The following is a 24,532-nucleotide window of genomic DNA, read 5'->3' as shown; positions in this document are numbered from 1 at the left end:
AGGAGAACTATGATTTATTTTGATAATAGTGCAACAACAAAACCTTTTAATGAAGTACTGGATTCGTTCATCAAGGTATCTTCTTCTTATTTTGGCAATCCTTCCTCTTTGCATCAAATTGGTGGTCAAGCAGAGAAACTCCTATCACAGGCACATTCCCAAATCGCCAAGATTCTAGGAGTGAAAATGTCTGAAATTGTGTTTACATCTGGAGGGACTGAGGGGAATAACCTTGCCATTAAAGGAATTGCAATGGAGCATAAAGGACGTGGAAAGCACATTATTACCACTGAGATTGAACATGACTCTGTTCGCAACTCTGTAAAACAGTTAGAAGAACTTGGGTTCGAAGTTACTTATATCCCTGTAGATGGGGACGGCCGTGTAAATCCATCTGACATTGAGCGGGCTATTAGGTTCGATACAATCCTCGTGTCGGTTATTCATATTAATAATGAGGTTGGGACTGTGCAACCGATTCATGAAATTGGAACACTTCTTAAGGATTTCCCAAAAATATATTTTCATGTTGATCATGTTCAAGGTGTCGGAAAGCTTCCGCTAAATTTTTATGATTGTGGCATCGATCTTTGTACCATTTCAGGACATAAGTTTCATGGTCTTAAAGGTACGGGAGCTTTGTTTGTGAAAGAAGGGGTTCGTATTTCCTCTCTTTTATCTGGCGGTGGTCAGGAAGGGAATAGACGAAACGGTACAGAGAATGTGGCAGGAATGGTTGCTATGGCCAAAGCATTAAGGATGACAGAGGATCTTCGAAAACAAAAAGTTGATCAGTTAAAGCAAATTTTGGGTACAATAAAATCCGGGTTAAGGGAAGTGCCTGAAGTTACCATCCACACTCCCGAATATAACGAGGCTCCACATATTTTAAATTTCTCATTAAAGGGAATCAAAGCAGAGGTCTTCGTTCATGTGCTTGAACAGGATGGGATATATGTCTCCACCACAAGTGCATGCTCATCAAAAAGAAATGCACCAAGCAAAACACTAATTGCAATGGGGGTGCCTGCGGACCAAGCGGAGAGTGCTATTCGAATCAGCCTTTCTTACGAAAATACACTGCAGGAAGCAGAGCGCTTAGTTGAGGCAATAAAATATAGTGTAAAACGATTAAGAGAGGTAATGAAATAAATGATGTATGACCGAATTTTAATTCGATATGGAGAAATCTCAACAAAGGGACGGAACCGCAATAAATTTATTGATAAATTAAGAAAAAGTGTCAGAAAAGCGATAGAAGATTTTCCGAACGCTGTTATCAAAGCAGATAGAGATAGAATGTATGTATTATTAAATGGTGAAGATGGTATTCAGGTATCTAATCGATTAAGAAAAGTTTTTGGAATTCAGTCGTTTAGCCCAGCAATGAAGGTTGAAAAGGATATAGAAAAAATGAAACAGGCAGCATTTGATTTAGTTAGTGATCTATTTAGTGAAGGAAAGACTTTTAAAATTACTGGGAAAAGATCTGACAAATCCTTTGAGTTAGATACGAATGACATCAATCATGAATTTGGAGGGTATCTGCTAAACCGTATTTCTGGTTTGAAGGTTGATGTCAGGAATCCAGATATCAATTTGCAAATAGAAGTGCGGGAAGAGGCAGCCTACCTTTCTGCCGAAACCATTCGTGGTGCCGCAGGTCTTCCAGTGGGATCTAGTGGGAAGGCAATGCTGATGCTATCAGGTGGAATCGATAGCCCTGTTGCAGGCTACCTTTCAATGAAACGTGGGGTTGAAGTAGAAGGTGTTCACTTTGCCAGCCCGCCTTTTACTAGTGAGCGGGCCAAACAAAAAGTAATTGATCTCACCCAAAAGCTTGCTGAGGTTAGTGGGCAGATGGTTTTGCATATTATTCCTTTTACAGAGATTCAACAAACGATTCATAAGCAAGTGCCCGCCAATTATACAATGACAACAACCAGAAGGCTCATGCTTAGAATCACCGATCGTATACGCAAAAAACATGAAGGATTAGCCATTATTACCGGGGAAAGTCTCGGGCAGGTGGCAAGTCAAACCTTAGAAAGCATGTATGCAATCAACGAGGTGACATCCACACCAATTTTGAGGCCGCTGATTACCATGGATAAAACAGAAATCATGGATATTGCTGCGCAAATTGAAACACTTGAAATTTCAAATTTACCTTATGAAGATTGTTGTACAGTGTTTGTACCATCGTCGCCTAAAACGAAACCAAAACTAGAAAAAGTCCAACATTTTGAGAGCTATTTTGATTTTGAACCTCTGATTGAAAAGGCGGTAAATGACACTGAAACGATTGTTGTGAAACCAGGAATAGGCCAGCAACTCGAGGAAGATTTATTTTAACTTCGTAATTATGTACGCTATTATATGTAATTGTGAATAATTACCAACAATTGATTTGTATTAGTTCATGTGATTCTACACACTCTATACTCACAAGGAGGTGAACATCACATGGCAAACAACAACTCAAACAACTCAAACAACCTTCTAGTACCTGGGGTTGAACAAGCTCTTAATCAAATGAAGGTTGAAATTGCATCTGAATTTGGCGTAAACCTTGGTGCTGAAACTACTTCCCGTGCCAACGGTTCTGTTGGGGGAGAAATCACTAAGCGTTTAGTATCTATGGCTCAACAGCAAATGAGCGGATTTTCTCAACAATAATTAAATATAAAATGGCTACAAGAAGCGGGAAGCAATTCCCGCTTCTTTTTTTTCCCTCAACCCACTTTTTTAAAAATTAGCTACAAAAAGGACTGGATTTCTGTATAATGTTATTAGATATTATTACTAGGTACTAATTTTTAAGGAGGGGCAATATGGAGAGGGAACAATTGATTGCACCACAAAAGTATAACTTAATTTCTGAATTCGAGCGTTTTGCTGCACAGGATGGGAAACTTGCACTTTATTGGGAAAATGAAGATGGAAATAAGAATCATATCACTTATAAAGAGTTAATTAAAAAAGCTAACAAGATTGGAAATGTTTTTAAGGCGAGTGGTTTAACAAAAGGAGATGTAGTTTTAGTTGTTATCCCTCGTCTCATTGAAGCTTATCAAGTTTATATCGCAGCCTTGAAAATGGGTCTTGTGGTTATTCCAAGTTCGGAAATGTTACGAACGAAAGATTTTCAATATCGGATTACCCACGGAGATGTTAAAGCAGTTATTAGTTATTATCCATTTGTTCAACAATTCTCTGGGATTGCGGAAGTAGACAACCTCTTGAAATTTTCTGTTGGGGAACAGGAACGTGGCTGGATTTATTTGGATAACGAGCTGAACGGTGCCTCAGATACACTCGAGTTGGCGGATACTGATCGGGATGATATGGCGTTTTTATCTTATACATCTGGAACAACTGGAAATCCGAAAGGGGTTGTTCATACACATGGATGGGCCTATGCCCACCTAAAGACTGCCGCGAAACATTGGCTAGGAATTGAGGAAGGCGATATAGTATGGGCAACTGCTGCACCCGGTTGGCAGAAATGGATATGGAGTCCTTTTCTTTCCGTCCTAGGATCGGGAGCGACAGGTTTCGTCTTTAATGGAAAATTCGAGCCATCTAAGTATCTTGAGCTTTTGCAGACTTATAAAATAAATGTGTTGTGTTGTACACCGACAGAATATCGGATTATGGCAAAAGTTGATACTATCGATCAATATCAGCTTCCAGCCTTACGCAGTGCTGTTTCTGCTGGTGAGCCATTAAATCGTGAAGTCATAGATATTTTTAGAAAGCATTTTAATGTAGATGTACGTGATGGCTACGGGCAAACAGAAAATACTTTACTTGTTGGAGTTACCCAAGGGATGGAGCTTAGAGAAGGCTCTATGGGGAAACCAACTCCAGGAAATAAAGTTGAGATTATTGATGATAATGGTAATGTTTGTTCGGTTGGAGAAGTTGGGGATATTGCCGTTCATATCGATACGCCTGCATTGTTTAAAAATTACTATAAAGATCCGGAACGTACCGCAATTCAATTCCGCGGGGATTATTATGTTACTGGGGACAAAGCCAAGAAGGACGATGATGGGTACTTTTGGTTTGAGGGTCGCGGTGATGATATCATTATTAGCTCGGGATATACAATTGGTCCGTTTGAAGTCGAGGATGCCTTAGTAAAACACCCTGCAGTAAAGGAATGTGCGGTCGTCGCATCTCCTGATGAAGTCCGGGGACATATCGTAAAGGCATACATCGTTCTAAGAAATCCTTTGGATCAAAACAATCCAAACCTAATCCCTGAGCTACAAGCACATGTAAAAACACTAACAGCACCATACAAATACCCAAGGAAGATTGAGTTTATTGAAGAACTTCCAAAGACAACCTCAGGAAAAATCCGTCGAGTAGAGCTTCGTAAAAAAGAACAAGAGGTTTAAACAAATGAATCCCATCAAAATGCAGGTAAATAGACCTGCATTTTTTTATCGTCAAAATAAAAAAGAATTGTCACCCTGTTGATACCCCGATATAATGGAATTATTTCGAGTCTAGAAAGAAAAGGGGGGATGGTAATGGGAGGACAAAATGAACAACAAAGTGGCATTATCTTTGCTGTAATCGCCTATATCTTGTGGGGATTTCTGCCTTTATACTGGAAATTACTTAATCATATAGGAGCTGAAGAAATATTAGCAAACCGTGTACTATGGTCATTATTGTTTATGCTTGTGCTATTATTCCTGTCAAAAAAATGGTCATTATTCATCAAAACGATACACGGATTCGCCAAAAACAAAAAGCAGTTATTAGCGCTCTTTATCGCCTCTATATTAATCAGTATTAATTGGTTTGTTTACATCTGGGGGGTCAATACCGAGCAGATGGTTGAAACTAGTTTGGGCTATTATATCAATCCGCTTGTTTCCGTTTTGTTAGGGGTTATTTTCTTTAAAGAAAAACTTTCGCATGCGCAAATCATCTCTTTCCTATTGGCGACAATAGGAGTGCTGATTATGACTATGTCCTACGGAAGTTTTCCATGGATTGCTATTACCCTAGCACTTACCTTTGGGTTGTATGGGATGGCTAAAAAACTCATAAAAATGGATTCTGCTGTTGGTTTGGCACTAGAGACCATGGTCATGACGCCAGTAGCGGCCCTCTATATGTGGTGGTTTATTGGCTCTGAAAATACACTCATTGCTGGTGGTTGGGGTGTAAGTTTTCTTTTAATAGGAGCAGGTGCCGCAACGGCAATCCCATTATTATTCTTTGCCAAGGGTGCACAGAGGATTCCATTATCAACGCTAGGTTTCTTACAATATATTGCTCCGACTATTATGCTGTTTCTAGGAATCTTTGTTTATCATGAGACCTTTTCAAAGTCTGATTTATTAGCATTTATCTTTATATGGTCGGCATTAACTATTTACTCAGTTTCCAAGTCGAAGATTGCCTCTAATTTTGAAATAAAGTGGAGAAAAGAAAAAAGTACACATATCTAATAAAGGCTGTTTTCGCAAAAATCGTTGTTAAATTCCTAAAGCTGAATTTAACGCAAGATAAGCTATTTTGAACGTTATAGTAAGTTTGGAAGCTCTTTTCTCATAAAAAAAGCTATTTTGGAGTGAAACAAAGCTTAATTTCCCAATATAATCTATATTCTAAAGGAACAGAGTTTGAGAAAAGAGCCTTAATAAAAGAGCCCAAGATTGGGCTCTTTCACTTTTTTAAAGGTTATAGAAAATTCCTTTTTACTTTCTCCCAGAAGGAGTTATCCTTCAATTTAAGTGTCTTAATATGCTTATCACTAAGCTGAACTTCAATATTCTCAACATGTTGAATACTAAGTGCCTCATTGTCCATTCCCATAATCGGATAGTCATTGCCATCTTGAACAACCTTCAAGGTTAACTTACGGTTTCCACCTAAAATAAACGGAGACCCGAGTGTGCGATATTCATTATTATTGAGAGACGCTATTTCGCTTACTTGTAGACAAGGGAGCAGTGGGTCGACGATTGATCCACTGAGAGACTTATTATAGCCTGTACTACCTGTTGGTGTGGATACAAGCAATCCATTTCCACGGAAGGTTTCAAAATGGAGCTGATCAATGAATACATCCATTACAAAGGTTCTAATAATCGATGATCGTACACTAAACTCATTTAAGCATTGAAAGCTTGTTTCACCATCAATCGTCACATTCACAGTTGGATAGCGTCTTACCTCTAAATTATCGTTAGTCATTGCCTCAATAATGGCAGAGTGGTCATTTGAATGGAAATCACAATACATAGATCGTTTCCCACTCGTAGAGATTCCAAAGTACAAGCAATCGTCTCTAAAACCGGTATTGCGCACGGCTTGAAGAAACGTGTCATCATCCCCGACACTAACGATAATGTTTGCGTTGCGATAATCCTTTTCCAACTGGTAGTCATATCTTTTTGCGAGTTCATAAAGCGGGGCAACGGTTTCCTTCATCTCCGGATCTGGCTTATGATAAAAATAAAGGTTACGACGATTTGGCATATTCTCTCCTCCAACTTTTATGGAATATTTGTTATATTACCCATTCTTTCACATATTTTGCTAAAATAGGAGTGGTTCATTCTAATTTATTGTGAAAAAAGGTTGATTTTATTTGGAACACAATTGAAGGAGGAGTTACATGAATGGAAAAAGGTGGGCTGCACTAGGAATTGCAGGGGTATTGTTTGTTATCTCAGTATTCGTAAACTTTTTGTCATCTTTTGCTTTTTCGAAGGTGGATTCAACATTTTCCGATATGTTTGTATCGGAGGAGGGGATGATGGAAGAGGTATTGGAAGAAGGGGATCCCTTTAATAAAATTGTCGTGCTGAACGTGAATGGTACCATTCAGGATACAGGGAGCACCAGTCCATTTCTTGACTCAGCAGGATATAGTCATCGTAAATTTATGGAGCAACTCGATTATTTAAGGGATGATAATGACGTTAAGGCTGTTATTCTGCGGGTAAACACCCCTGGCGGAGGAGTGGTCGAGAGTGCAGAGATTCATGACAAAATTGTTGAAATTCAACAAGAAACGAAAAAACCAGTCTATGTATCCATGGGTTCAATGGCTGCCTCTGGAGGCTACTATATCGCTGCACCAGCTAAGAAAATTTATGCTAGCCCTGAAACTTTGACGGGTTCATTGGGAGTTATTATGCAAGGAGTCAACTATTCTGGACTAGCAGAAAAGTACGGAGTTGAGTTTGTAACAATAAAGAGCGGTCCATATAAGGACATCATGAGTGGTTCGAGGGAAATGACTGGAGAAGAAAGAGAAATCCTCCAAGAGATGATTAATAATTCTTATGAAGGGTTTGTTAAGGTAATCTCAGAGGGTCGTGGCATGACGGTAGATGAAGTGAAAAGGATTGCCGATGGAAGAATCTATGATGGTCGTCAAGCGCTAGAACTAAACTTGATAGATGGTTTTGGACATTTAGAAGATGTTATCGAAAACGTGAAAAAAGATGAAAACCTTAATGATGCACAGGTTATTCAATATACTGAAAACTTTGGATTTAACTCCCTGTTGAGGTTGGGAACACAAAAGGTGATGGGGGAGGATTTAGAGATGGCAAGTCTGATGAAGCTCCTATCTCAACCTAATTCACCACGGCTCATGTACTTGTATGCTGAATAAGGGGGGAGTTTCAAATGAGTACAAACGGCTATGATAAAAACAAGTCAGAAGTAAAAGAGGATGCTAAGTTAATTAGTCAAGAAGAAAAAGACCATGGTCAAGAAACGATTCAAGAAAAAGAGCCTCAGCCTTTGGTTGCAAACGCGATTTCCGCCTTAAGGTATGCAGGTTTTTGGATGAGGTTCTGGGCTTATTTGTTAGACTTAGTCGTAATTGGCAGTATAAACCGCCTACTACTTTATCCGGTTTTTCGTGCATTCGATCTCTCATTAGCAGAAACTAGTATGTTTGCCCCGATTGCCATTTTAACGGCGCTAACCTTCTACCTATACTTTGTGCTGATGACGAAATTCCTTGGGCAAACACTTGGTAAAATGGCGTTTGGCATTAAAGTCATAAACCTTAAAGGTGATACTCTTTCTTGGGGAACGGTCCTTTTCCGTGAATGGATTGGTCGCTTCATTTCAAGCACGATTCTGATTCTCTATATTGTCGTTGCCTTCCTGCCTAAGAAGCAGGGATTACATGATTTATTTGCAGATACAACTGTGATTCATGAGAGATAAACCTGCCTTTAGGCAGGTTTATTTTTTTTTCTTTTGATTATACTGGTAGGTTGAAAGGTAGTGAGCAAATTTGAAATGGCTGTTCCTAATACTACTAGTTGTAATTGCACTCTTAATTATCGTAATTTTAACCAATGTAAAAATTCATATTGATTACTATCATGGGAAAGATAATGACCATCTGACCTTTATGATGAAAGCTTGGGGAGGCATGATAAGGTACAAAAAAGAAATTCCAGTCATTAAGATCGATGACGATTCTCCTGAGGTAGTTGTGAAAGAGAAAACCAAAATGGGTCCAAAAGAAGAGACCACGAATACAGAGGAGAATAGCTTTGACAAGCAGGATTTAGTTAATAGTCTTAATGATACGAAAGCGCTCCTTGAACATGTATTTGGCATGCATATACTTATTCGCAAACTTCTAAGCAAGGTAAAGATTAAAAAGTTTGAGTGGCATACAGGAGTTGGAATTGGAGATGCTGCCTCGACGGCTATTTTGTGTGGGGCGATTTGGTCAGTAAAAGGTGCAATTCTAGGACTAATAAGTAATTTTATGAGGTTGACCGTTAGGCCTGTTCTAACTGTTACTCCAAACTTTCAACAATTTGCCTCCCAAATTCAGTTAAAATGTATCTTTCAAATTCGGGTCGGGCATGCTATATGGACAGGAATGAAACTGGTTAAATACTGGAAAGGCGGAATGCCAAAGTTTAAAACCAAGCCATTGTCTGTCCTTTCTGGCAATAAAACAAATTCGATTTCATAAGGAGGAATTAACATGTCAGATCATCCAATTCAAGGACTTATGACAACTGCAATGGAAAATTTAAAGGAAATGATTGATGTTAACACAATCATTGGTGACCCTGTTGAAACTCCTGATGGCAGTGTCATCATGACCGTCTCAAAAGTAGGTTTCGGTTTTGCGGCCGGAGGAAGTGAATTTAGCATCGAAGGGGATAGCGGTGGCAAACAACCTTTTGGTGGCGGTAGCGGTGGTGGAGTTTCGATTACTCCGATTGCATTTTTAATTGTGAGTTCTCAAGGAGTTAAAATGCTTCATCTCGATGAGAATACACATCTGATTGAAAAAATTATGGATGTGGCTCCACAAGCTGTTGAAAAAATTCAGCAAATGCTATCAAAAGGTGGAGACAACAATAAGAGCAATAAAAACCAAGGTGATTTACAGCCTAGCAATCCAAGTGCATATGATGGACCAAAACAAGACTTAGATATTTAACATCAGGAGTTAACTTTTCTTAATTGAAAAGTTAACTTTTTCTTTGCATATCAAAATAATAGTGGAGCGGGCTTTATTCGCACTTCCTACTTCCTCATTTCTTCTACCCATAGCAAATATTTGAAAAATTTACCGATAACAGATATATTTAACACTGTACATATATGGACAAGGAGGATGAGGAATAATGGCAAACATTACTTTTAAGGGGAATAACGTTACATTGCTTGGGAACGAGGTAAAGGTTGGGGACCAGGCACCTGATTTTACTGTATTGGCGAACGATTTATCGGCAGTGACACTACAGGACTCGAAGGGTTCTGTACGTTTGATTAGTGTTGTACCTTCATTAGATACAGGAGTGTGTGATGCTCAGACACGCCGCTTTAATGAAGAAGCTTCAAGTCTTGGAAACGTTAAGGTTTTAACGGTTAGTGTGGATTTACCTTTCGCGCAAAAGCGTTGGTGTGGAGCGAACGGAATCGAGAATGTTCAAACATTATCTGACCACCGTGCGTTATCTTTCGGAGAAGCCTATGGAGTGGCGATTGAGGAATTACGCCTCTTAGCACGTGCTGTTTTTGTAGTAGACTCAAATGATAAAGTAACTTATGTCGAATACGTGAGTGAAGCAACAGATCATCCAAATTACGAAGCTGCACTTGAAGCCGCAAAACAAGCAGAGTAAACCCAGTTCCCAGAAAGCCGCAGAACATTTCTGCGGTTTTTGTCTTTATTAATGAGGGGTTACTATTTACTTAATTTTGATTGGAGCGGAAATCACGTATACCAAAATTAGTAACCATTAAACTTGTCCAATAAGAAAACGAAAGCTAAAATGAAGAAATAATAGTTACAGGAGGAAAAGAATTGAGTATTGTACCTGTAGAAAAGTTGTTTACAGCCTTTAACGTAACAGCGGATATGATAAAAGATGAATTATCTTGTACATATTTAGAAGCCCTTGCAGAAACAGGAGAAAACCTTTTTCACGGAAAGATTCTCCAAGACGACCTAAGTGAGCTCACTTATAAGAGGCTTGAAAAAACCTATAGTGAAATTAAGCTTGCTGATTACTCGAGAGAAGAAATTCGTAAAGCATTTCAACTTGCGATTCTAAAAGGAATGAAAGAAACGATCCAGCCCAATCACCAAATGACCCCGGACTCAGTGGGAATGTTTATTGGGTATCTAGTTAATAAATTTATTGATAAGCAATCCTATCGTATACTAGATCCTGCTATTGGCACAGGAAATCTCCTTTCCACTATCCTAAACCAACAGACAGATAAAATCATTCAATCCGTTGGTAGTGACATTGACGATATTCTGATTAAATTAGCTTATGTAAATGCGAACCTGCAAATGCATGAGGTTGAACTATTTAATCAAGATAGTCTCGAAAGCTTGTTTATCGACCCAGTGGATGTAGTGGTTTGTGACTTGCCAATTGGATTTTATCCAAATGATGTTAGAGCTGCAGATTATGAAATACATGCAAAAACGGGCCATACTTACGCCCACCATCTTTTTATTGAACAAAGCACCAAACATACGAAAGAGGGAGGATATTTATTCTTCATTATTCCGAACGGGATGTTTGAAAGTGAACAAGCTTCCAACTTACATGAATTTGTTAAAAATCATTTGAATATTCAAGGGATTGTCCAACTGCCATTAGCGATGTTTAAAAATAAGCAAGCAGCAAAAAGTATATTAATTTTACAGAAAAAAGCTGAGAACATTAAACCACCAAAGCAAGCATTATTGGTTGATCTGCCAAAGCTTTCCGATGGTCAGGCGATGAGCAATATCCTTGCTAAAATTGATACCTGGTTTAACGAAAACAAAAAATAAAGGCTGTTTTCGTAAAGATTGTTGTTAAATTCCTAAAGCCGAATTTAACGCAAGATAAGCTATTTTTTACGTTATAGTGAGTTTACAAGCTCTTTTCTCATTAGATATCGATTATCTGGAGTGAAACAATGCTTAATTCCCAATAATTTATATTCAAAAGCAACAAAGTTTGAGAAAAGAGCCAAAATAAAAGAAGTGAAAATCGGTGATCAATCACCGGTTTTTTTGTATGGAAATTTACTTATTGTTAAGGTGTTTATGTAATAAAACAGGTTATTTTATATTAACTAAATTTTCAAAGTATCTGAATAAAAACTCATTAGTCATGTAAGCGATAACACAATTGAAAAGTAAAATGGAGAGTGCTTTAATTGTGAATGGAGAGATATAAATCGGGCTTGTTGCACAGAATAAGTTGAGAGTGTTCCACTAGTTTTGGCACAAGTTGTTTATAAAGGAGCGTAAAAGTTATATGGCTAAAATGATTGCAATTAATGCTGGTAGTTCATCGCTAAAATTCCAGCTTTTTGAAATGCCAAGTGAAGAAGTAATTACGAAGGGAATAGTTGAAAGAATCGGTCTGAAAGATTCGATTTTTCAAATTTCTGTTAATGGGGAAAAGCAGAAGGATGTTCTTGATATCCCAGATCATGAAGTAGCAGTTAAAATGCTTCTAGATAAGTTAACTACCCTTGGAATTATTAAGTCAATTGATGAGATTGTAGGTGTTGGTCACAGGGTGGTTCATGGTGGCGAGGAGTTTAGTGATTCTGTTGTGATTACGGATGAAGTAATAGAAAAGATTGAGAAACTATCAGAGCTTGCTCCACTTCATAACCCAGCGAACCTAACAGGCATTCGTGCCTTCCAACAGGCATTGCCTAGTATACCAGCTGTTGCCGTTTTTGATACAGCCTTCCATCAAACGATGCCTGAGAATTCATTTTTATACAGCTTACCATATGACTACTATAAGGAATATGGAATTCGTAAGTATGGATTCCATGGTACATCGCATAAATACGTTTCAGAACGTGCAGCTGAAATGTTAGGAAGACCAATTGAGCATTTACGTTTGATTTCCTGCCATTTAGGTAATGGTGCTAGTATTGCAGCAATTGAAGGGGGTAAATCAATTGATACCTCAATGGGCTTCACCCCGTTAGCTGGTGTTACAATGGGAACCCGCTCAGGAAATATTGACCCTGCACTTATTCCGTATATAATGGAAAAAACGAATAAGACTGCAGATGAAGTTTTAGATGTCTTGAATAAAGAGAGTGGCATGTTGGGTGTTTCCGGTTTTTCAAGTGATCTCCGTGATATCGAAGATGAATCAGCTAAAGGAAATGAGCGTGCAGAACTAGCTCTTCAAGTGTTTGCGAATCGAATTCATAAATACATTGGATCATATGCAGCTCGCATGAGTGGTGTCGATGCGATTATTTTCACTGCCGGTATTGGTGAAAATAGCACATCTATTCGTGAACGTGTTCTTAAAGGATTAGAGTTCATGGGAGTTTACTGGGATCCCGCATTAAACAAAATCCGTGGAGAAGAGTCGTTTATCAGTTACCCTCATTCTCCTGTAAAAGTAATGGTCATTCCAACAGACGAAGAAGTCATGATTGCAAGAGATATTGTAAGATTGACAAAATAATTTTTTAAAAAGGCAAAAGCATTCCGCTTTTGCCTTTTTTTCTTCCCAAGGTACTGAAGCATTTGACTGGAAAAATTGTGCTATACTAAAGGTAAATTGATCGCTGGAGGGTTCACAATGTCATTAACGGAAAGGGAATTGAGTGTACTTAAAGAGTTAAAGGATTGGGAGGTATCCCTTTCTGAATATGTACCAAATGATTTAGAGTTGGTCTATGACAGATATTTAGAACGGACATTCTCAATGCTTCCTGAAGAAGTACAAGAACAGTTCTTTGCTAAATTTGACAGTTGGTTGTTTCATCTCCATTCTCTTATCCAAGGCTCGCAACTACAGATGGACGCAAAGGAAAGAATTATGTCTGCTGGTCGGGTATTCAAACCTGATATGGAATCTGTCACGGACATGAGATATTTATCTATAGAACAAATTGAATTTATTGCCGATCAACAGATTGCCAGGCATCGGCTTTATTCCTTTGTTCAAGGTGGAATGTCGGGAAGTGGTGGAAATCTTGTGCTTGGTGCAGATCTTCCCGCTATGGCTGTAATTAATTTACGATCCGTGCAACTGATAGCCATGTCTTACGGATTTGAGGTTAACACCCCCTTTGAAATGATGACGGCTTTAAAGGTTTTCCATACGGCAATGATGCCAAAAAGGCTGCAATACAGTGGGTGGAATGAGCTGAGAGATGATTTAAGGCAAGCAGAGGCTGATGATTTGTATTTTTATCATGGAAAAGAAGAGCTGACGGACATTACCTGGGTCGAACAGCCGATAAAGCAAATCATGAAAGCCATACTGATTCTCATGTTTAGAAAGAGAAAAATGCAGGGAATCCCAGTTATAAGCATGGCAATTGGTGCCGGTTCTAATTATCAATTGACTAGGAAGGTAACCGATTTTGCCCATAAATACTATCAAATGCGATATTTTTTACATAGAGGAGTGTAGCAATGAGCACACAAGAACATAAACAAGCTGCGCCAAATCAAGTCCACTGTAAAGTCATCACCGTTAGTGATACGAGAAATAAAGATACCGATAAAAGTGGCAAATTGATGATCGAAATGCTTGAAAACGCAGGACACATTATTTCCGATTATGTCATAGTAAAAGATGAAGCCGAGCCAATTAAAATGGAGGTCTTAAAAGGCTGCAGTGATCCTGAAATTGATGTTGTTCTGACCAATGGCGGAACTGGGATTGCCAAGCGGGATGTGACCATTGAAACTGTTCAGGGTATTTTTGAAAAAGATATTACTGGCTTTGGCGAGCTTTTTCGGATGTTAAGCTACCAAGAAGATATTGGCTCAGCTGCATTACTCTCCCGTTCTGCAGCTGGGGTTGTGAATGATAAAGCTGTGTTTGCAACCCCTGGGTCCACAGGGGCGGTTAGACTGGCAATGGATAAATTAATCCTACCTGAAATCGGCCATGTTGTGAGGGAGTTAAAAAAAGATTTATAATTAAAATAGCCACCCAAAAAGGATCACTACAATCACGGAATTTACTCCCATTTGTAGCGATCCTTTTTCAATTTTTCTACACATGTGCTTTTTCTGTTATGTCCTGATGAGTCCGATACCAGAGCCAAAGGTCATTGATGATCGATGCGAGTTCGGCAATTTCACTGTTTAGTCTGCAGGATTGTTTAAAATCTGCCTCGTCGTTCAAAGCCGCTTGTTTTTGATTAATCAAGGCCTCCAAATCTGCAATTCGGTCAGGAATGCTCCCACGAATCTTTTCCCAATGAAGTAAAATTCCATATTGAGTTTCCTTAGAAAAGGTATCCCACTCTGTACTAAAAGCAGGCAGTTGAATGCCTAACCTCTTATCCTCTTTAAAATATTCCTTCATGAATAGCTTCACCCCGCTCTAATCCTGCTTCCATTTTACATCAATAGGTAAATAGCTTCCATTTAAATATGAATATTAGACAAAGAATCATCCTGTTAAAAAAATATTTAAAAAAATTTAGCCATTAAGCATTGAAAAATGGAGCAAAACCTGTTAAGTTTTATTATAATGAATAAACATATATGAGATTGTATAAATATTCAAAGGGAGAGAATCATAAATGACTGGATCTAAAAAAATAGTGCTTGCATATTCAGGCGGGCTTGATACATCTGTTGCAATAAAATGGCTTCAAGAAAAAGGTTACGACGTTATCGCTTGTTGTTTAGACGTTGGTGAAGGAAAAGATTTAAACTTTGTTAAAGAAAAGGCATTGAAAGTTGGCGCCGTTAAATCATATGTTCTTGATGTTAAAGAAGAGTATGCTCAGGAATATGCTCTTATCGCTCTTCAAGCTCATACATTATATGAAGGGAAGTACCCATTGGTATCGGCTCTTTCCCGCCCACTTATTTCAAAGAAACTTGTGGAAGTGGCTGAAAAAGAAGGTGCGGTTGCAGTTGCACATGGTTGTACTGGAAAAGGAAATGACCAAGTTCGCTTTGAAGTATCCATTAAAGCTTTAAATCCTGACTTGGAAGTTCTTGCACCTGTACGTGATTGGAAATGGTCTCGTGAAGAAGAGATTGAATACGCAGTTGAAAAAAATATTCCAATTCCAGTCAATCTTGATAGTCCATTTTCTATTGACCAAAATCTATGGGGCCGTAGTAACGAATGTGGGATTCTTGAAGACCCATGGGCTGCTCCTCCAAAGGAAGCATTTGAATTAACAAATGAACTTGAAGATACGCCAGATACACCAGAAATCGTTGAAATTGAGTTTAAACAAGGTGTACCAGTATCCTTGAACGGAAAATCCTTTTCTCTAGCTCAGCTTATCCTAGAACTGAACATCCTTGCTGGGAAACATGGTGTAGGTCGCGTTGACCATGTTGAAAACCGCCTTGTTGGTATCAAGTCTCGTGAAGTATATGAAGTTCCAGGTGCAATGACACTGATTAAAGCTCATAAAGAGCTAGAAGATATTACTCTAGTTAAAGAAGTAGCTCACTTCAAACCAGTTATTGAAAAGAAAATTACCGAAATGATTTATGAAGGATTATGGTTCTCACCATTGCGCCCAGCGCTTGAAGCGTTCTTAAAGGAAACGCAGAAATATGTGACAGGGACTGTAAGGGTTAAACTGTTTAAGGGACATGCGATTATCGAAGGAAGAAAGTCTCCTTATTCTTTATACAATGAAAAATTAGCAACTTATACAAAGGAAGATGAATTTGACCATGCTGCAGCGGTTGGCTTTATCAACCTATGGGGCCTTCCAACAAAAGTTCAAAGTATGGTACAGGGCAAGAAGGTGAATGTGTGAAAAAACTATGGGGCGGCCGATTCACGGCTTCCGCTGAAGAATGGGTCGATGAATTTGGAGCATCAATCTCTTTTGATCAAGAATTAGTCCTTGAAGATATCCAGGGAAGCATCGCCCATGCGACCATGTTAGCGAAATGTGGAATTTTAACAGCAGATGAAGCCAATACAATCGTTGCAGGTTTAAAAACATTAAAGGAAAAAGCGGAGAAAAAGGAGCTTGAATTCTCTACTAAATATGAAGATATTCACTTGAATTTGGAGCACTTGTTGACAGAGCTTGTCGGTCCAGTAGGCGGCAAGCTCCATACAGCAAGAAGCCGAAATGACCAAGTGGCTACAGATATGCATTTGTATTTACGGGAACAAGTAAAATTAACGGGAACATTAATCAACGAGTTTCAAGCTGTGTTACTTAAGAAGGCCGGAGAGCATGTTGAGACCATTATGCCTGGCTACACTCATCTACAAAGAGCGCAACCAATTTCGTTTGGGCACCATTTAATGGCCTATTTCTGGATGCTTGAGCGTGATAAGCAACGTTTCCTTAGTGCCTTAGAACGTATTAATATTAGTCCTCTAGGGGCAGGAGCACTTGCAGGGACGACCTTTCCAATTGATCGAGAGTATAGTGCTGAATTGCTTGGCTTTGATGGTATATACCAAAACAGTCTTGATGCGGTTAGTGACCGTGACTTTATCCTTGAATTCATGTCAGCTAGCTCGATTATGATGATGCACTTATCTAGGTTTGCCGAAGAAATTATTCTTTGGTCTAGCCAGGAATTCCGCTTTATTGAATTGGATGATACCTTTGCAACAGGCAGCAGCATTATGCCGCAAAAGAAAAATCCGGATATGGCTGAATTGATTAGAGGGAAAACAGGGAGAGTTTATGGAGGTTTGATGAGCCTGCTGACAATCCTTAAGGGACTTCCGCTAGCCTATAATAAGGACATGCAGGAAGATAAAGAGGGAATGTTTGATACTGTAAAAACAGTTCAAGGCTCCTTGAAAATTTTTGCTGGCATGGTAGAAAGCATGACAGTGAATAAAGACAATATGGAATCATCAGTAACAAAGGATTTCTCAAATGCAACGGAACTAGCAGATTACCTTGCTGCAAAGGGGATGCCTTTTAGAGAAGCACATGAGGTAGTAGGAAAACTAGTGCTGCATTGTATTCAAAAGGGTTGTTATTTAGCAGACTTATCTTTTGAAGAATTTAAGAAATCAAGTTCTTTATTTGCAGAGGATATTTACGATGCATTAAACCCTTATAATGCTGTTGTTCGTAGAAATTCAGCCGGGGGTACAGGCTTTGCAGAAGTAACCGCGCAAATAAAAAAAGGAAAACTTCTCATTGAAGCAGACCAATCTTAACGAAAATAAAGCACGCGGCCCAATGTGGTAGCGTGCTTTTTCGATTTATTAAATTTATGAAGGGAATATTTCTAACGTTATTCTTCTTCCTTCTCAGTTCGGATAATCATTACATCACAAGGAGCGTAACGGACAATGTGTTCGGATACACTGCCAATAAAGAAGCGTTCAACTGCATTCATACCTGTGGCTCCACAAATGATGAGGTCAACGTTGTACTTTTTAGCAATCTCTTTTGCAATTTTTACTTTTGGAGAACCATAATCAATTGTATAGGTTACTTCTCTTACTCCAGAGTCAATTGCTTGTAGTTTATAGTTTTCGAGGAGTTCTTCAGCAAATTCTTTTGCACGTTCTGAGATGGTCCGGTCATAGGCCTCAACAGTGGCAAATGTCCTTAAATCAATAACATGAGTCATAATAAGCTTTGCGTCGTTCCTTTTAGCTATTTCAACCGCCTTTTTGAATGCCCAAGCCGCTTCTTTGGATCCATCAACGGCAACTAAAACATTTTTATATGTCAGTCCCATTGTTATCCTCCTCCTTTACCTTAATTATACAGTAATTTTTATGGTATGTATGTTACAAACTAACGAACAATATAGATAGGAAGGGGGGCGAATAATGGGAAAACCTAAACGTAATGACCGCGAATCTTATACGTACGATGAAACTGGAAGTATGGAAGTTACTCAACAAATTATGGACTCATACAATAGTGGAGTAATAGATTCCACCACTGGTGAAGCTGAGATTTCAATACGAAGTGAAGAGTAGTTTTTAGAAACAAGCTGTAAATCTCAGCTTGTTTTTCTCTTTTTTTTCATCTAAAATATCTTCAGATAGAGAGAATGAAGGGGTTATTTTTTTATATATTGGGGGATGAGAAATGCGTATCGGTGTACCTAGGGAAATAAAAAATAATGAAAACCGGATCGCGATGACACCTGCAGGGGTAGTAAACCTTACTCAGTTTGGACATGAAGTTTGGATTGAGAAAGATGCTGGTCTTGGATCAGGTTTTACTGACGATGACTTCCGTCAAGCGGGAGCAAAAATCGCCCCAACTGCTAAGGAAGTATGGAGCGCGGAAATGGTTATGAAAGTAAAGGAGCCGCTCGCAGAAGAGTTCTCATATTTTTATGAAGGGTTGATTTTATTTACATATTTACATCTTGCGCCCGAGCCTGCCTTAACGAAGGCGCTTATGGAGAAGAAGGTTATTGGAATCGCATACGAAACCATCCAACTGCAAAATGGAAGTTTACCGCTCCTAACTCCGATGAGTGAAGTGGCAGGGAGGATGGCACCTCAAGTCGGAGCACAATTTTTAGAAAAGGTACATGGGGGAAAGGGCATTCTTCTTGCAGGTGTCCCTGGTGTCCAAAGAGGAAAGGTAGCCATTATTGGCGGAGGTGTCGCTGGTACTAATGCGGCCAAAATGGCGATTGGACTCGGAGCTGAAGTAACAATCATCGATTTAAATCCCGACCGTTTACGGCAGCTTGATGATATCTTTGGTCATGAAATTACCACCCTAATCTCAAACCCTTATAATATTGCTGAAGCTGTAAAAAACGCTGATTTAGTGATTGGTGCTGTGCTCATACCCGGTGCACGTGCTCCTAAATTGGTAACTGAAAAAATGATTAGATCCATGAAACCAGGATCTGTTGTCGTTGATATTGCCATTGACCAGGGCGGAATTTTTGAAACCACGGACAGGATTACAACGCACGACCAACCTACTTATGAGAAACATGGAGTTGTTCATTATGCTGTGGCCAATATGCCTGGAGCCGTTCCGAGAACATCAACCATTGCGCTGACAAATGTAACAGTTCCTTATGCTACTCAAATTGCTAATAAAGGATATAAGCAAGCTTGTTTAGAAAATGAAGCGATTTTAAAAGGGATTAATACTTTTAATGGACATGTAACGTATAAAGCTGTTGCTGAGGCGCAGAATTTGCCGTACTCGGATGCCCGAGCTTTGCTGCAACAATCTTAGCGTAGTAGAAAAGATTCAGGATATACTGAGTCTTTTTCTTTTTTATGGATTGTGAAGGATGTCAATTAGTGTTAATTTATAGTATATTGTTAAGTGGGAAAGTGGTCTACAGCCTAAGAGCAATGACCTTTAGCAAATTATTTATCATGAGGAGTGTCACAATGGAAAACGTACTTATTTTTGGGCATAAGAACCCTGATACTGATTCAATTTGCTCAGCGCTTGCATATGCAAATTTAAAAAAGAAACTTGGAGCAAATGTAGAAGCTGTTCGCCTTGGTCAAATCAACGGTGAAACAGCTTATGCGTTAGATTATTTTAAGGCAGAAGAGCCCCGACTAGTTGACAGTGTGGCAGATGAGGCGAAAAGCGTCATTCTAGTTGACCATAATGAACGCCAGCAAAGTGCAGACGGAATTGAAAAAGTCAAAATTACTGAAGTTATTGATCATCACCGTGTCGCTAATTTCGAAACAAGTGACCCTTTATACTTCCGTGTTGAGCCCGTTGGTTGTACGGCAACGATTCTAAACAAAATGTATAAAGAAAATGACGTGGAGCTAGATCAGCAAACCGCTGGATTGATGCTATCAGCAATTATCTCTGATTCACTGTTATTTAAATCTCCAACCTGCACAGAGCAAGATGTAGCCGCTGCGAAAGAACTTGCAGAAATTGCTGGTGTAAATGCTGAGGAGTACGGACTTGAAATGCTGAAAGCTGGGGCAGATTTGAGCAGTAAAACAACTCAGGAATTGATTTCCCTTGATGCGAAAGAATTTACAATGGGAAATTCAAAGGTTGAAATCGCTCAAGTAAATACAGTCGATGTCAATGAGGTGTTAGCACGACAAGCAGAACTTGAAGATGTGCTTTCAAAGGTGATTGCTGAAAAGGAGTTAGATTTATTCCTTTTAGTTATTACTGATATCTTAACAAACGATTCTGCGGCGCTTGCATTGGGTAAAGAGTCTAGTGCAGTTGAAGAAGCGTTTAATGTTACTTTAGAAAACAATACGGCAATCTTAAAAGGTGTCGTTTCCCGTAAGAAACAAGTTGTACCAGTGTTAACAGATACTCTTGTTGCAAGAGGATAAAAAAAGCAAATAACCTGCATTTTTAAGCTGGTTTCGGATTGTCGAGAAAGGGTATCTTTCTCGGCAATTTTTATTTTAACCAATATTCATAGTAAGTGATGTTCATTGGTATGTGGCCTAACTAGCGAAAGTAAAATAAGCGGAAATTTTTCCGTTAATTGCAGAATGGAGCTCGGTTCGGGGGATATAAGGGGAGATTTTCCCGTTATGCAATAAAAATCCTCCCATTTTCACGTTTTTCGAGTTAATAAGGGGAATTTCTCCGCTTATTTAGGCTATTTTTATTGCAATTTACTAATTAAGGGGAATTTTTCCGTCTATTCTTGTTAAGAGTCAAAGAGCAAGTAGGAATACTTAAAGTAAACCAAATAAAAAAGAGGCTGTCGTACTTTTTCGACAGCCTAAACCAGCATATAAGCCGGATTGTTTATTTTTTTTCAAAAAGATATGGTCGTTGGGACGAGCGCTTACGCTTTACTATTAGTAAGCAGAATCAGACGTTTGTCCATTTACGATGGCAATACCAGAGCTTGCCCCGATTCTTGTAGCTCCAGCTTCAATCATCGATTGTGCATCTTCAAGACTTCTTACTCCTCCGGATGCTTTTACACCAATGGAAGGACCAACTACTTTTCTCATCAAAGCGATATCTTCCTTCGTCGCGCCTCCAGTAGAAAATCCAGTAGAAGTTTTTACGAAGTCAGCTCCTGCTTGAACAGCGAGTTTGCAAGCTGTCTCCTTTTCTTCATCTGTTAAAAGGGAGGTCTCGATGATAACCTTTGTCAAAGCTTTCCCTTTGGCTGCTTCAACTACTGCCTTAATGTCATTTTCAACCACTTCGTATTGCTTGCTTTTTAAAGCCCCGATATTGATAACCATATCGACTTCCTCAGCACCGTTTTCAATCGCATTTTTCGTTTCATACGCTTTTACATCAGAAGTGTTTGCTCCAAGCGGGAAGCCGATAACAGTACAAACCTTTACTTCTGGAGCATCTTTTAGAACTTCTGCTGCAGTTTTCACCCAAGTAGGATTAACACAAACAGAAGCGAATTTATGTTCTTTGGCTTCCTCAGATAATTTAATAATCTCTGCCTCTGTCGCATTGGCTTTAAGTAGAGTGTGATCAATCATTTGTGCTAGTTGTGTTGTCATTTAGTTTAGTCCTCCTATAAAATAAAAAACTAATAAGTTCTTTTCAAATATTTTTATCTACATTGAACAATATACCAATTACTTGAACAAAAGTAAATTCACATTTGAACAAATGTTAACCCTTTGTTCAAGTTAGCCGCTTATCTAATAATTTGTAATTCCTTCGGATACTTCGTTAGTACCTCAATTCCAGACTTTGTGATTGCGATGTCATCTTCAATCCGGACTCCAGCCAAACCGGGAACATAAATTCCTGGCTCTACAGTGAATACAGCGCCTTCCTCTAGAATTAGAGGGTTGGTCTCTGTCAAAGATGGGTATTCATGAACGCTAATGCCTAATCCATGGCCAAGCCTATGCGGAAAATACTCCCCGTAACCGGCTGAAGATATGAAATTACGAGCGGCTATGTCGACTTCTGAACAAGGCACACCAGGCCTGATGGTCTTTAAAGCTTCTAACTGAGCTTTTAGCACTGTTTGGTAGATGTGTTCTTGTTCGTTGTTAATGTCTTGATATGCAACCGTTCTGGTTATATCAGAGCAATAGCCGTCAACCACAACCCCAAGGTCAAAAAGAACCAAATCACCTTTCTTAATTTTCGTATCTCCAGGTGTTCCGTGCGGGGAAGCAGCATTCTTCCCGGTTAAGACCATGGTAGAAAAGGACATTGCTAACACACCTTTTTTCTTTAAGGCGTACTCAATAGCACCAAGAACGTCCAATTCCGTTTTCCCTTCTGCTATTTCAGCCACACCAACCTCGATGGCATAGTCCGCAAGTGCACAGGCTTCCCTTATTTTTTCGAGCTCTTGTGGGTCCTTCTTTAAACGTAGTTTCCTTAATTTCTCTTCAGCAGAGATAAATTTTGCTCGATGGAACATTCCGTTTAGTTTTTCGTAGCGCTCAACGTTCATGTGTTCTTTTTCAATTGCCACTGTATGTACGGTTGATACCCTTGATGTGATCGCTTTTTGGACAATGTCCCAGGGATTGTCGGTATCAGAATAACCAATCACCTCATATGACCATCCCGCGTGCTTAGCTGAATCCTTCTCCATACTTGGACAAATTAGGAAGGGTTCAGCGTCTTGAAAAATGGCGACACCTAATAACCGCTCATGCGGGTCACTCAGAAAACCACTTAAGTAAAAAACATTATCAGGGGAAGTAAGAAAAGCCACTTCGACTTCATTTTCAGCCAACCAGCTTGATATCCTTTTGATTCGTTCTAACATACTAAGTATTCCCTCCTAGTTATGCATTTATTATTTAAAAGCCAGTGCAACCATGACCTCAGTTAAGAGAGGCTTAGTTAGAGACTATCAAACCAGAAGAGAAAAAGTAAACTTTTATCAATGAAAATTGGGTATATATGAAAAGGATTTATATAACAATTGTAGAAGTAACTTAAGAGATGAATGGAAGGAGAGATGGAGTTGAAACTATCGTATCACGGTCATTCCGTTGTAAAAGTAGAAACAGGTGGCAAGACAATCCTTTTTGACCCCTTTATTACGGGAAATGAACTCACAGACCTTAAAGTGAGTGAGGTTAAAGCGGATGTGATCATTTTAACGCATGCTCATAATGATCACGTTGGGGATACAGTTGAACTCGCCAAGAAAAATGACGCCTTAGTGATTACCAATGCTGATTTGGCTACATATCTCAGCTGGCAAGGGGTACGTACCCATGGAATGAATATTGGTGGAGCTTATGAATTTGACTTTGGAAAAGTGAAAATGACTCAAGCCTTCCACGGCTCTGGTTTTGCAACAGCGGACCAACAAATCATTTATGGAGGTATGCCAGCAGGAGTTTTATTATTTGCTGAAGGAAAGACGGTTTTTCATGCCGGTGATACCGGATTATTCTCAGATATGAAACTGATTGGGGAGCTTCACTCGATTGATCTAGCCTTCCTACCAATTGGAGACAATTTTACCATGGGGCCAGAGGATGCAGCACTTGCTGCAGAATTCCTCCAAGCTAAACAAGTGGTACCAATCCATTTTAATACGTTTCCACCGATTAAACAGGATCCACAGAAATTCATTGGGCTTCTAAAAGAACAAAACGGCCGAGTGCTCCAACCAGGAGAAGAAATCCAATTATAATAAAGAACTGCTGCCTGTACATTTCGTAGGCAGCAGTTTTTTTATATCTTTTATTATTCCTACCGTAAAGATTAATGTTTTCGTACTTATCGCATAAATATAGAACAAGCCAAAGAAACAGGAGGACTATTATGAATAAAAATCGCTATCTTCTATGTTTGTTGTTATGTGGGGTGATGCTTTATTATGCCTTACCACGAATCTCTTTTGATACTATAGGTCTGGAAAGTTTGTTTGCTGGTGCATGGTTGATATTCGCGTTATTTGTTATTGCAGGAAATCTTTCGGCATTTCTATATACACCGAAAAAACAAAAGGTTGCAAGGACGAAGGTTGAGTCAAAGCCAAGAAAAAGCCGTGGACTCGCCTGATTATGATGGAAAGTTGTGAAAAACCGCGTAGTTGAGCCAAGTATACAATTGAATCAAGACTTTTTTCACTTTATAATAAAGTAAGGAACTTATTTTCGTACGGTATTACTTTGGTAAA

The 24,532-nt window shown here is 39.0% G+C and carries 26 protein-coding genes; 21 read left to right on the top strand and 5 right to left on the bottom strand.

Going from position 1 to position 24,532, the window contains the following annotated elements; all coding sequences use genetic code 11:
• Nucleotides 1-9 precede the first annotated feature (9 nt).
• From LG336_RS21730 to rarD, 5 genes are all read left to right on the top strand, one after another.
• A complete protein-coding gene (locus tag LG336_RS21730; protein ID WP_404329552.1) occupies nt 10-1,152 on the top strand; it encodes a cysteine desulfurase family protein in 1,143 nt (380 codons plus the stop codon).
• Nucleotides 1,153-2,355: a tRNA uracil 4-sulfurtransferase ThiI gene (gene thiI / locus LG336_RS21725; protein ID WP_404329551.1), complete on the top strand. Its 1,203-nt coding sequence runs from the start codon at nt 1,153-1,155 to the stop codon at nt 2,353-2,355.
• A 111-nt stretch (nt 2,356-2,466) separates the two neighbouring features.
• On the top strand, nt 2,467-2,679 hold the full coding sequence (locus tag LG336_RS21720; RefSeq protein ID WP_221875205.1) for an alpha/beta-type small acid-soluble spore protein: 213 nt from the start codon (nt 2,467-2,469) through the stop codon (nt 2,677-2,679).
• Between the two features lie 155 nt (nt 2,680-2,834).
• Nucleotides 2,835-4,409, top strand: a complete 1,575-nt coding sequence (gene mbcS, locus LG336_RS21715) for an acyl-CoA synthetase MbcS (protein ID WP_404329550.1) — start codon at nt 2,835-2,837, stop codon at nt 4,407-4,409.
• A gap of 135 nt (nt 4,410-4,544) precedes the next feature.
• On the top strand, nt 4,545-5,477 hold the full coding sequence (gene rarD, locus LG336_RS21710; protein ID WP_404329549.1) for an EamA family transporter RarD: 933 nt from the start codon (nt 4,545-4,547) through the stop codon (nt 5,475-5,477).
• Nucleotides 5,478-5,709: 232 nt separating this feature from the next.
• Here rarD and LG336_RS21705 read toward each other — a convergent pair whose 3' ends face one another.
• On the bottom strand, nt 5,710-6,510 hold the full coding sequence (locus LG336_RS21705; protein ID WP_404329548.1) for an NAD kinase: 801 nt from the start codon (nt 6,508-6,510) through the stop codon (nt 5,710-5,712).
• Nucleotides 6,511-6,649: 139 nt separating this feature from the next.
• Here LG336_RS21705 and sppA point away from each other — a divergent pair, with 139 nt between their 5' ends.
• The 9 genes from sppA (at nt 6,650) to LG336_RS21660 (ending at nt 14,458) form a co-directional block, all read left to right on the top strand.
• A complete protein-coding gene (gene sppA / locus LG336_RS21700; RefSeq protein ID WP_404329547.1) occupies nt 6,650-7,657 on the top strand; it encodes a signal peptide peptidase SppA in 1,008 nt (335 codons plus the stop codon).
• A gap of 14 nt (nt 7,658-7,671) precedes the next feature.
• Complete coding sequence (locus LG336_RS21695; protein WP_404329546.1) at nt 7,672-8,223, top strand: RDD family protein; 552 nt, start codon at nt 7,672-7,674, stop codon at nt 8,221-8,223.
• A 70-nt stretch (nt 8,224-8,293) separates the two neighbouring features.
• Nucleotides 8,294-8,992, top strand: a complete 699-nt coding sequence (locus LG336_RS21690; protein WP_404329545.1) for a DUF2953 domain-containing protein — start codon at nt 8,294-8,296, stop codon at nt 8,990-8,992.
• A gap of 12 nt (nt 8,993-9,004) precedes the next feature.
• On the top strand, nt 9,005-9,469 hold the full coding sequence (gene ytfJ / locus LG336_RS21685) for a GerW family sporulation protein (protein WP_404329544.1): 465 nt from the start codon (nt 9,005-9,007) through the stop codon (nt 9,467-9,469).
• A gap of 187 nt (nt 9,470-9,656) precedes the next feature.
• Nucleotides 9,657-10,157 (top strand): thiol peroxidase, encoded by a 501-nt coding sequence (gene tpx / locus LG336_RS21680; protein ID WP_404329543.1) that lies wholly within the window; start codon nt 9,657-9,659, stop codon nt 10,155-10,157.
• Between the two features lie 182 nt (nt 10,158-10,339).
• Entirely contained in the window at nt 10,340-11,326 is a 987-nt protein-coding gene (locus LG336_RS21675) for a class I SAM-dependent methyltransferase (RefSeq protein WP_404329542.1), read from the top strand.
• A 472-nt stretch (nt 11,327-11,798) separates the two neighbouring features.
• Nucleotides 11,799-12,986, top strand: a complete 1,188-nt coding sequence (locus LG336_RS21670) for an acetate kinase (protein ID WP_404329541.1) — start codon at nt 11,799-11,801, stop codon at nt 12,984-12,986.
• 117 nt (nt 12,987-13,103) lie between these two features.
• On the top strand, nt 13,104-13,943 hold the full coding sequence (locus LG336_RS21665; protein WP_404329540.1) for an EcsC family protein: 840 nt from the start codon (nt 13,104-13,106) through the stop codon (nt 13,941-13,943).
• A gap of 2 nt (nt 13,944-13,945) precedes the next feature.
• A complete protein-coding gene (locus LG336_RS21660; RefSeq protein WP_404329539.1) occupies nt 13,946-14,458 on the top strand; it encodes a molybdenum cofactor biosynthesis protein B in 513 nt (170 codons plus the stop codon).
• A 76-nt stretch (nt 14,459-14,534) separates the two neighbouring features.
• Here LG336_RS21660 and LG336_RS21655 read toward each other — a convergent pair whose 3' ends face one another.
• Nucleotides 14,535-14,849, bottom strand: a complete 315-nt coding sequence (locus LG336_RS21655) for a hypothetical protein (RefSeq protein ID WP_404329538.1) — start codon at nt 14,847-14,849, stop codon at nt 14,535-14,537.
• A gap of 220 nt (nt 14,850-15,069) precedes the next feature.
• Between LG336_RS21655 and LG336_RS21650 the strand changes: the two genes are divergently transcribed.
• Complete coding sequence (locus LG336_RS21650) at nt 15,070-16,278, top strand: argininosuccinate synthase (protein ID WP_404329537.1); 1,209 nt, start codon at nt 15,070-15,072, stop codon at nt 16,276-16,278.
• Nucleotides 16,275-17,660: an argininosuccinate lyase gene (argH, locus tag LG336_RS21645; RefSeq protein WP_404329536.1), complete on the top strand. Its 1,386-nt coding sequence runs from the start codon at nt 16,275-16,277 to the stop codon at nt 17,658-17,660. Before LG336_RS21650 ends, argH begins: the two co-directional genes overlap by 4 nt.
• Before the next feature lie 77 nt (nt 17,661-17,737).
• Here the strand turns inward: argH and LG336_RS21640 are convergent, their stop codons facing one another.
• Nucleotides 17,738-18,190 (bottom strand): universal stress protein, encoded by a 453-nt coding sequence (locus tag LG336_RS21640; RefSeq protein WP_404329535.1) that lies wholly within the window; start codon nt 18,188-18,190, stop codon nt 17,738-17,740.
• A 94-nt stretch (nt 18,191-18,284) separates the two neighbouring features.
• Here LG336_RS21640 and LG336_RS21635 point away from each other — a divergent pair, with 94 nt between their 5' ends.
• The 3 genes from LG336_RS21635 to LG336_RS21625 all read left to right on the top strand — a co-directional run bounded on the left by LG336_RS21635 (nt 18,285) and on the right by LG336_RS21625 (nt 20,768).
• Nucleotides 18,285-18,437, top strand: coding sequence for a hypothetical protein (locus tag LG336_RS21635; protein ID WP_404329534.1), 153 nt, complete (start codon nt 18,285-18,287; stop codon nt 18,435-18,437).
• 112 nt (nt 18,438-18,549) lie between these two features.
• Nucleotides 18,550-19,671: an alanine dehydrogenase gene (gene ald, locus LG336_RS21630; RefSeq protein WP_404329533.1), complete on the top strand. Its 1,122-nt coding sequence runs from the start codon at nt 18,550-18,552 to the stop codon at nt 19,669-19,671.
• 161 nt (nt 19,672-19,832) lie between these two features.
• A complete protein-coding gene (locus LG336_RS21625; RefSeq protein ID WP_404329532.1) occupies nt 19,833-20,768 on the top strand; it encodes a manganese-dependent inorganic pyrophosphatase in 936 nt (311 codons plus the stop codon).
• Between the two features lie 480 nt (nt 20,769-21,248).
• On the opposite strand, the gene deoC is transcribed toward LG336_RS21625, so the two are convergent.
• Both deoC and LG336_RS21615 read right to left on the bottom strand, forming a co-directional pair.
• On the bottom strand, nt 21,249-21,923 hold the full coding sequence (deoC, locus tag LG336_RS21620; protein ID WP_404329531.1) for a deoxyribose-phosphate aldolase: 675 nt from the start codon (nt 21,921-21,923) through the stop codon (nt 21,249-21,251).
• Between the two features lie 140 nt (nt 21,924-22,063).
• A complete protein-coding gene (locus tag LG336_RS21615; protein ID WP_404329530.1) occupies nt 22,064-23,161 on the bottom strand; it encodes a M24 family metallopeptidase in 1,098 nt (365 codons plus the stop codon).
• A gap of 201 nt (nt 23,162-23,362) precedes the next feature.
• Between LG336_RS21615 and LG336_RS21610 the strand changes: the two genes are divergently transcribed.
• The gene (locus LG336_RS21610; RefSeq protein ID WP_404329529.1) at nt 23,363-24,043 is read left to right on the top strand and encodes a metal-dependent hydrolase; all 681 of its coding nucleotides are present in this window, start codon (nt 23,363-23,365) and stop codon (nt 24,041-24,043) included.
• Nucleotides 24,044-24,174: 131 nt separating this feature from the next.
• A complete protein-coding gene (locus LG336_RS21605) occupies nt 24,175-24,414 on the top strand; it encodes a hypothetical protein (protein WP_404329528.1) in 240 nt (79 codons plus the stop codon).
• Nucleotides 24,415-24,532: the final 118 nt, after the last annotated feature.

The sequence above is a fragment of the Mesobacillus maritimus genome, from assembly GCF_044803185.1.
GTDB lineage: Bacteria > Bacillota > Bacilli > Bacillales > Cytobacillaceae > Mesobacillus_B > Mesobacillus_B maritimus_B.
This window is presented reverse-complemented; position numbering and strand designations above follow the sequence as displayed.

Coding starts and splice junctions, on each gene's coding strand:
- LG336_RS21730 (WP_404329552.1), top strand. CDS start 10: ATGATTTATTTTGATAATAGTGCAACAACAAAACCTTTTAATGAAGTA.
- thiI (WP_404329551.1), top strand. CDS start 1,153: ATGATGTATGACCGAATTTTAATTCGATATGGAGAAATCTCAACAAAG.
- LG336_RS21720 (WP_221875205.1), top strand. CDS start 2,467: ATGGCAAACAACAACTCAAACAACTCAAACAACCTTCTAGTACCTGGG.
- mbcS (WP_404329550.1), top strand. CDS start 2,835: ATGGAGAGGGAACAATTGATTGCACCACAAAAGTATAACTTAATTTCT.
- rarD (WP_404329549.1), top strand. CDS start 4,545: ATGGGAGGACAAAATGAACAACAAAGTGGCATTATCTTTGCTGTAATC.
- LG336_RS21705 (WP_404329548.1), bottom strand. CDS start 6,510: ATGCCAAATCGTCGTAACCTTTATTTTTATCATAAGCCAGATCCGGAG.
- sppA (WP_404329547.1), top strand. CDS start 6,650: ATGAATGGAAAAAGGTGGGCTGCACTAGGAATTGCAGGGGTATTGTTT.
- LG336_RS21695 (WP_404329546.1), top strand. CDS start 7,672: ATGAGTACAAACGGCTATGATAAAAACAAGTCAGAAGTAAAAGAGGAT.
- ytfJ (WP_404329544.1), top strand. CDS start 9,005: ATGTCAGATCATCCAATTCAAGGACTTATGACAACTGCAATGGAAAAT.
- tpx (WP_404329543.1), top strand. CDS start 9,657: ATGGCAAACATTACTTTTAAGGGGAATAACGTTACATTGCTTGGGAAC.
- LG336_RS21670 (WP_404329541.1), top strand. CDS start 11,799: ATGGCTAAAATGATTGCAATTAATGCTGGTAGTTCATCGCTAAAATTC.
- LG336_RS21665 (WP_404329540.1), top strand. CDS start 13,104: ATGTCATTAACGGAAAGGGAATTGAGTGTACTTAAAGAGTTAAAGGAT.
- LG336_RS21660 (WP_404329539.1), top strand. CDS start 13,946: ATGAGCACACAAGAACATAAACAAGCTGCGCCAAATCAAGTCCACTGT.
- LG336_RS21655 (WP_404329538.1), bottom strand. CDS start 14,849: ATGAAGGAATATTTTAAAGAGGATAAGAGGTTAGGCATTCAACTGCCT.
- LG336_RS21650 (WP_404329537.1), top strand. CDS start 15,070: ATGACTGGATCTAAAAAAATAGTGCTTGCATATTCAGGCGGGCTTGAT.
- LG336_RS21640 (WP_404329535.1), bottom strand. CDS start 18,190: ATGGGACTGACATATAAAAATGTTTTAGTTGCCGTTGATGGATCCAAA.
- LG336_RS21635 (WP_404329534.1), top strand. CDS start 18,285: ATGGGAAAACCTAAACGTAATGACCGCGAATCTTATACGTACGATGAA.
- ald (WP_404329533.1), top strand. CDS start 18,550: ATGCGTATCGGTGTACCTAGGGAAATAAAAAATAATGAAAACCGGATC.
- LG336_RS21625 (WP_404329532.1), top strand. CDS start 19,833: ATGGAAAACGTACTTATTTTTGGGCATAAGAACCCTGATACTGATTCA.
- deoC (WP_404329531.1), bottom strand. CDS start 21,923: ATGACAACACAACTAGCACAAATGATTGATCACACTCTACTTAAAGCC.
- LG336_RS21615 (WP_404329530.1), bottom strand. CDS start 23,161: ATGTTAGAACGAATCAAAAGGATATCAAGCTGGTTGGCTGAAAATGAA.
- LG336_RS21605 (WP_404329528.1), top strand. CDS start 24,175: ATGAATAAAAATCGCTATCTTCTATGTTTGTTGTTATGTGGGGTGATG.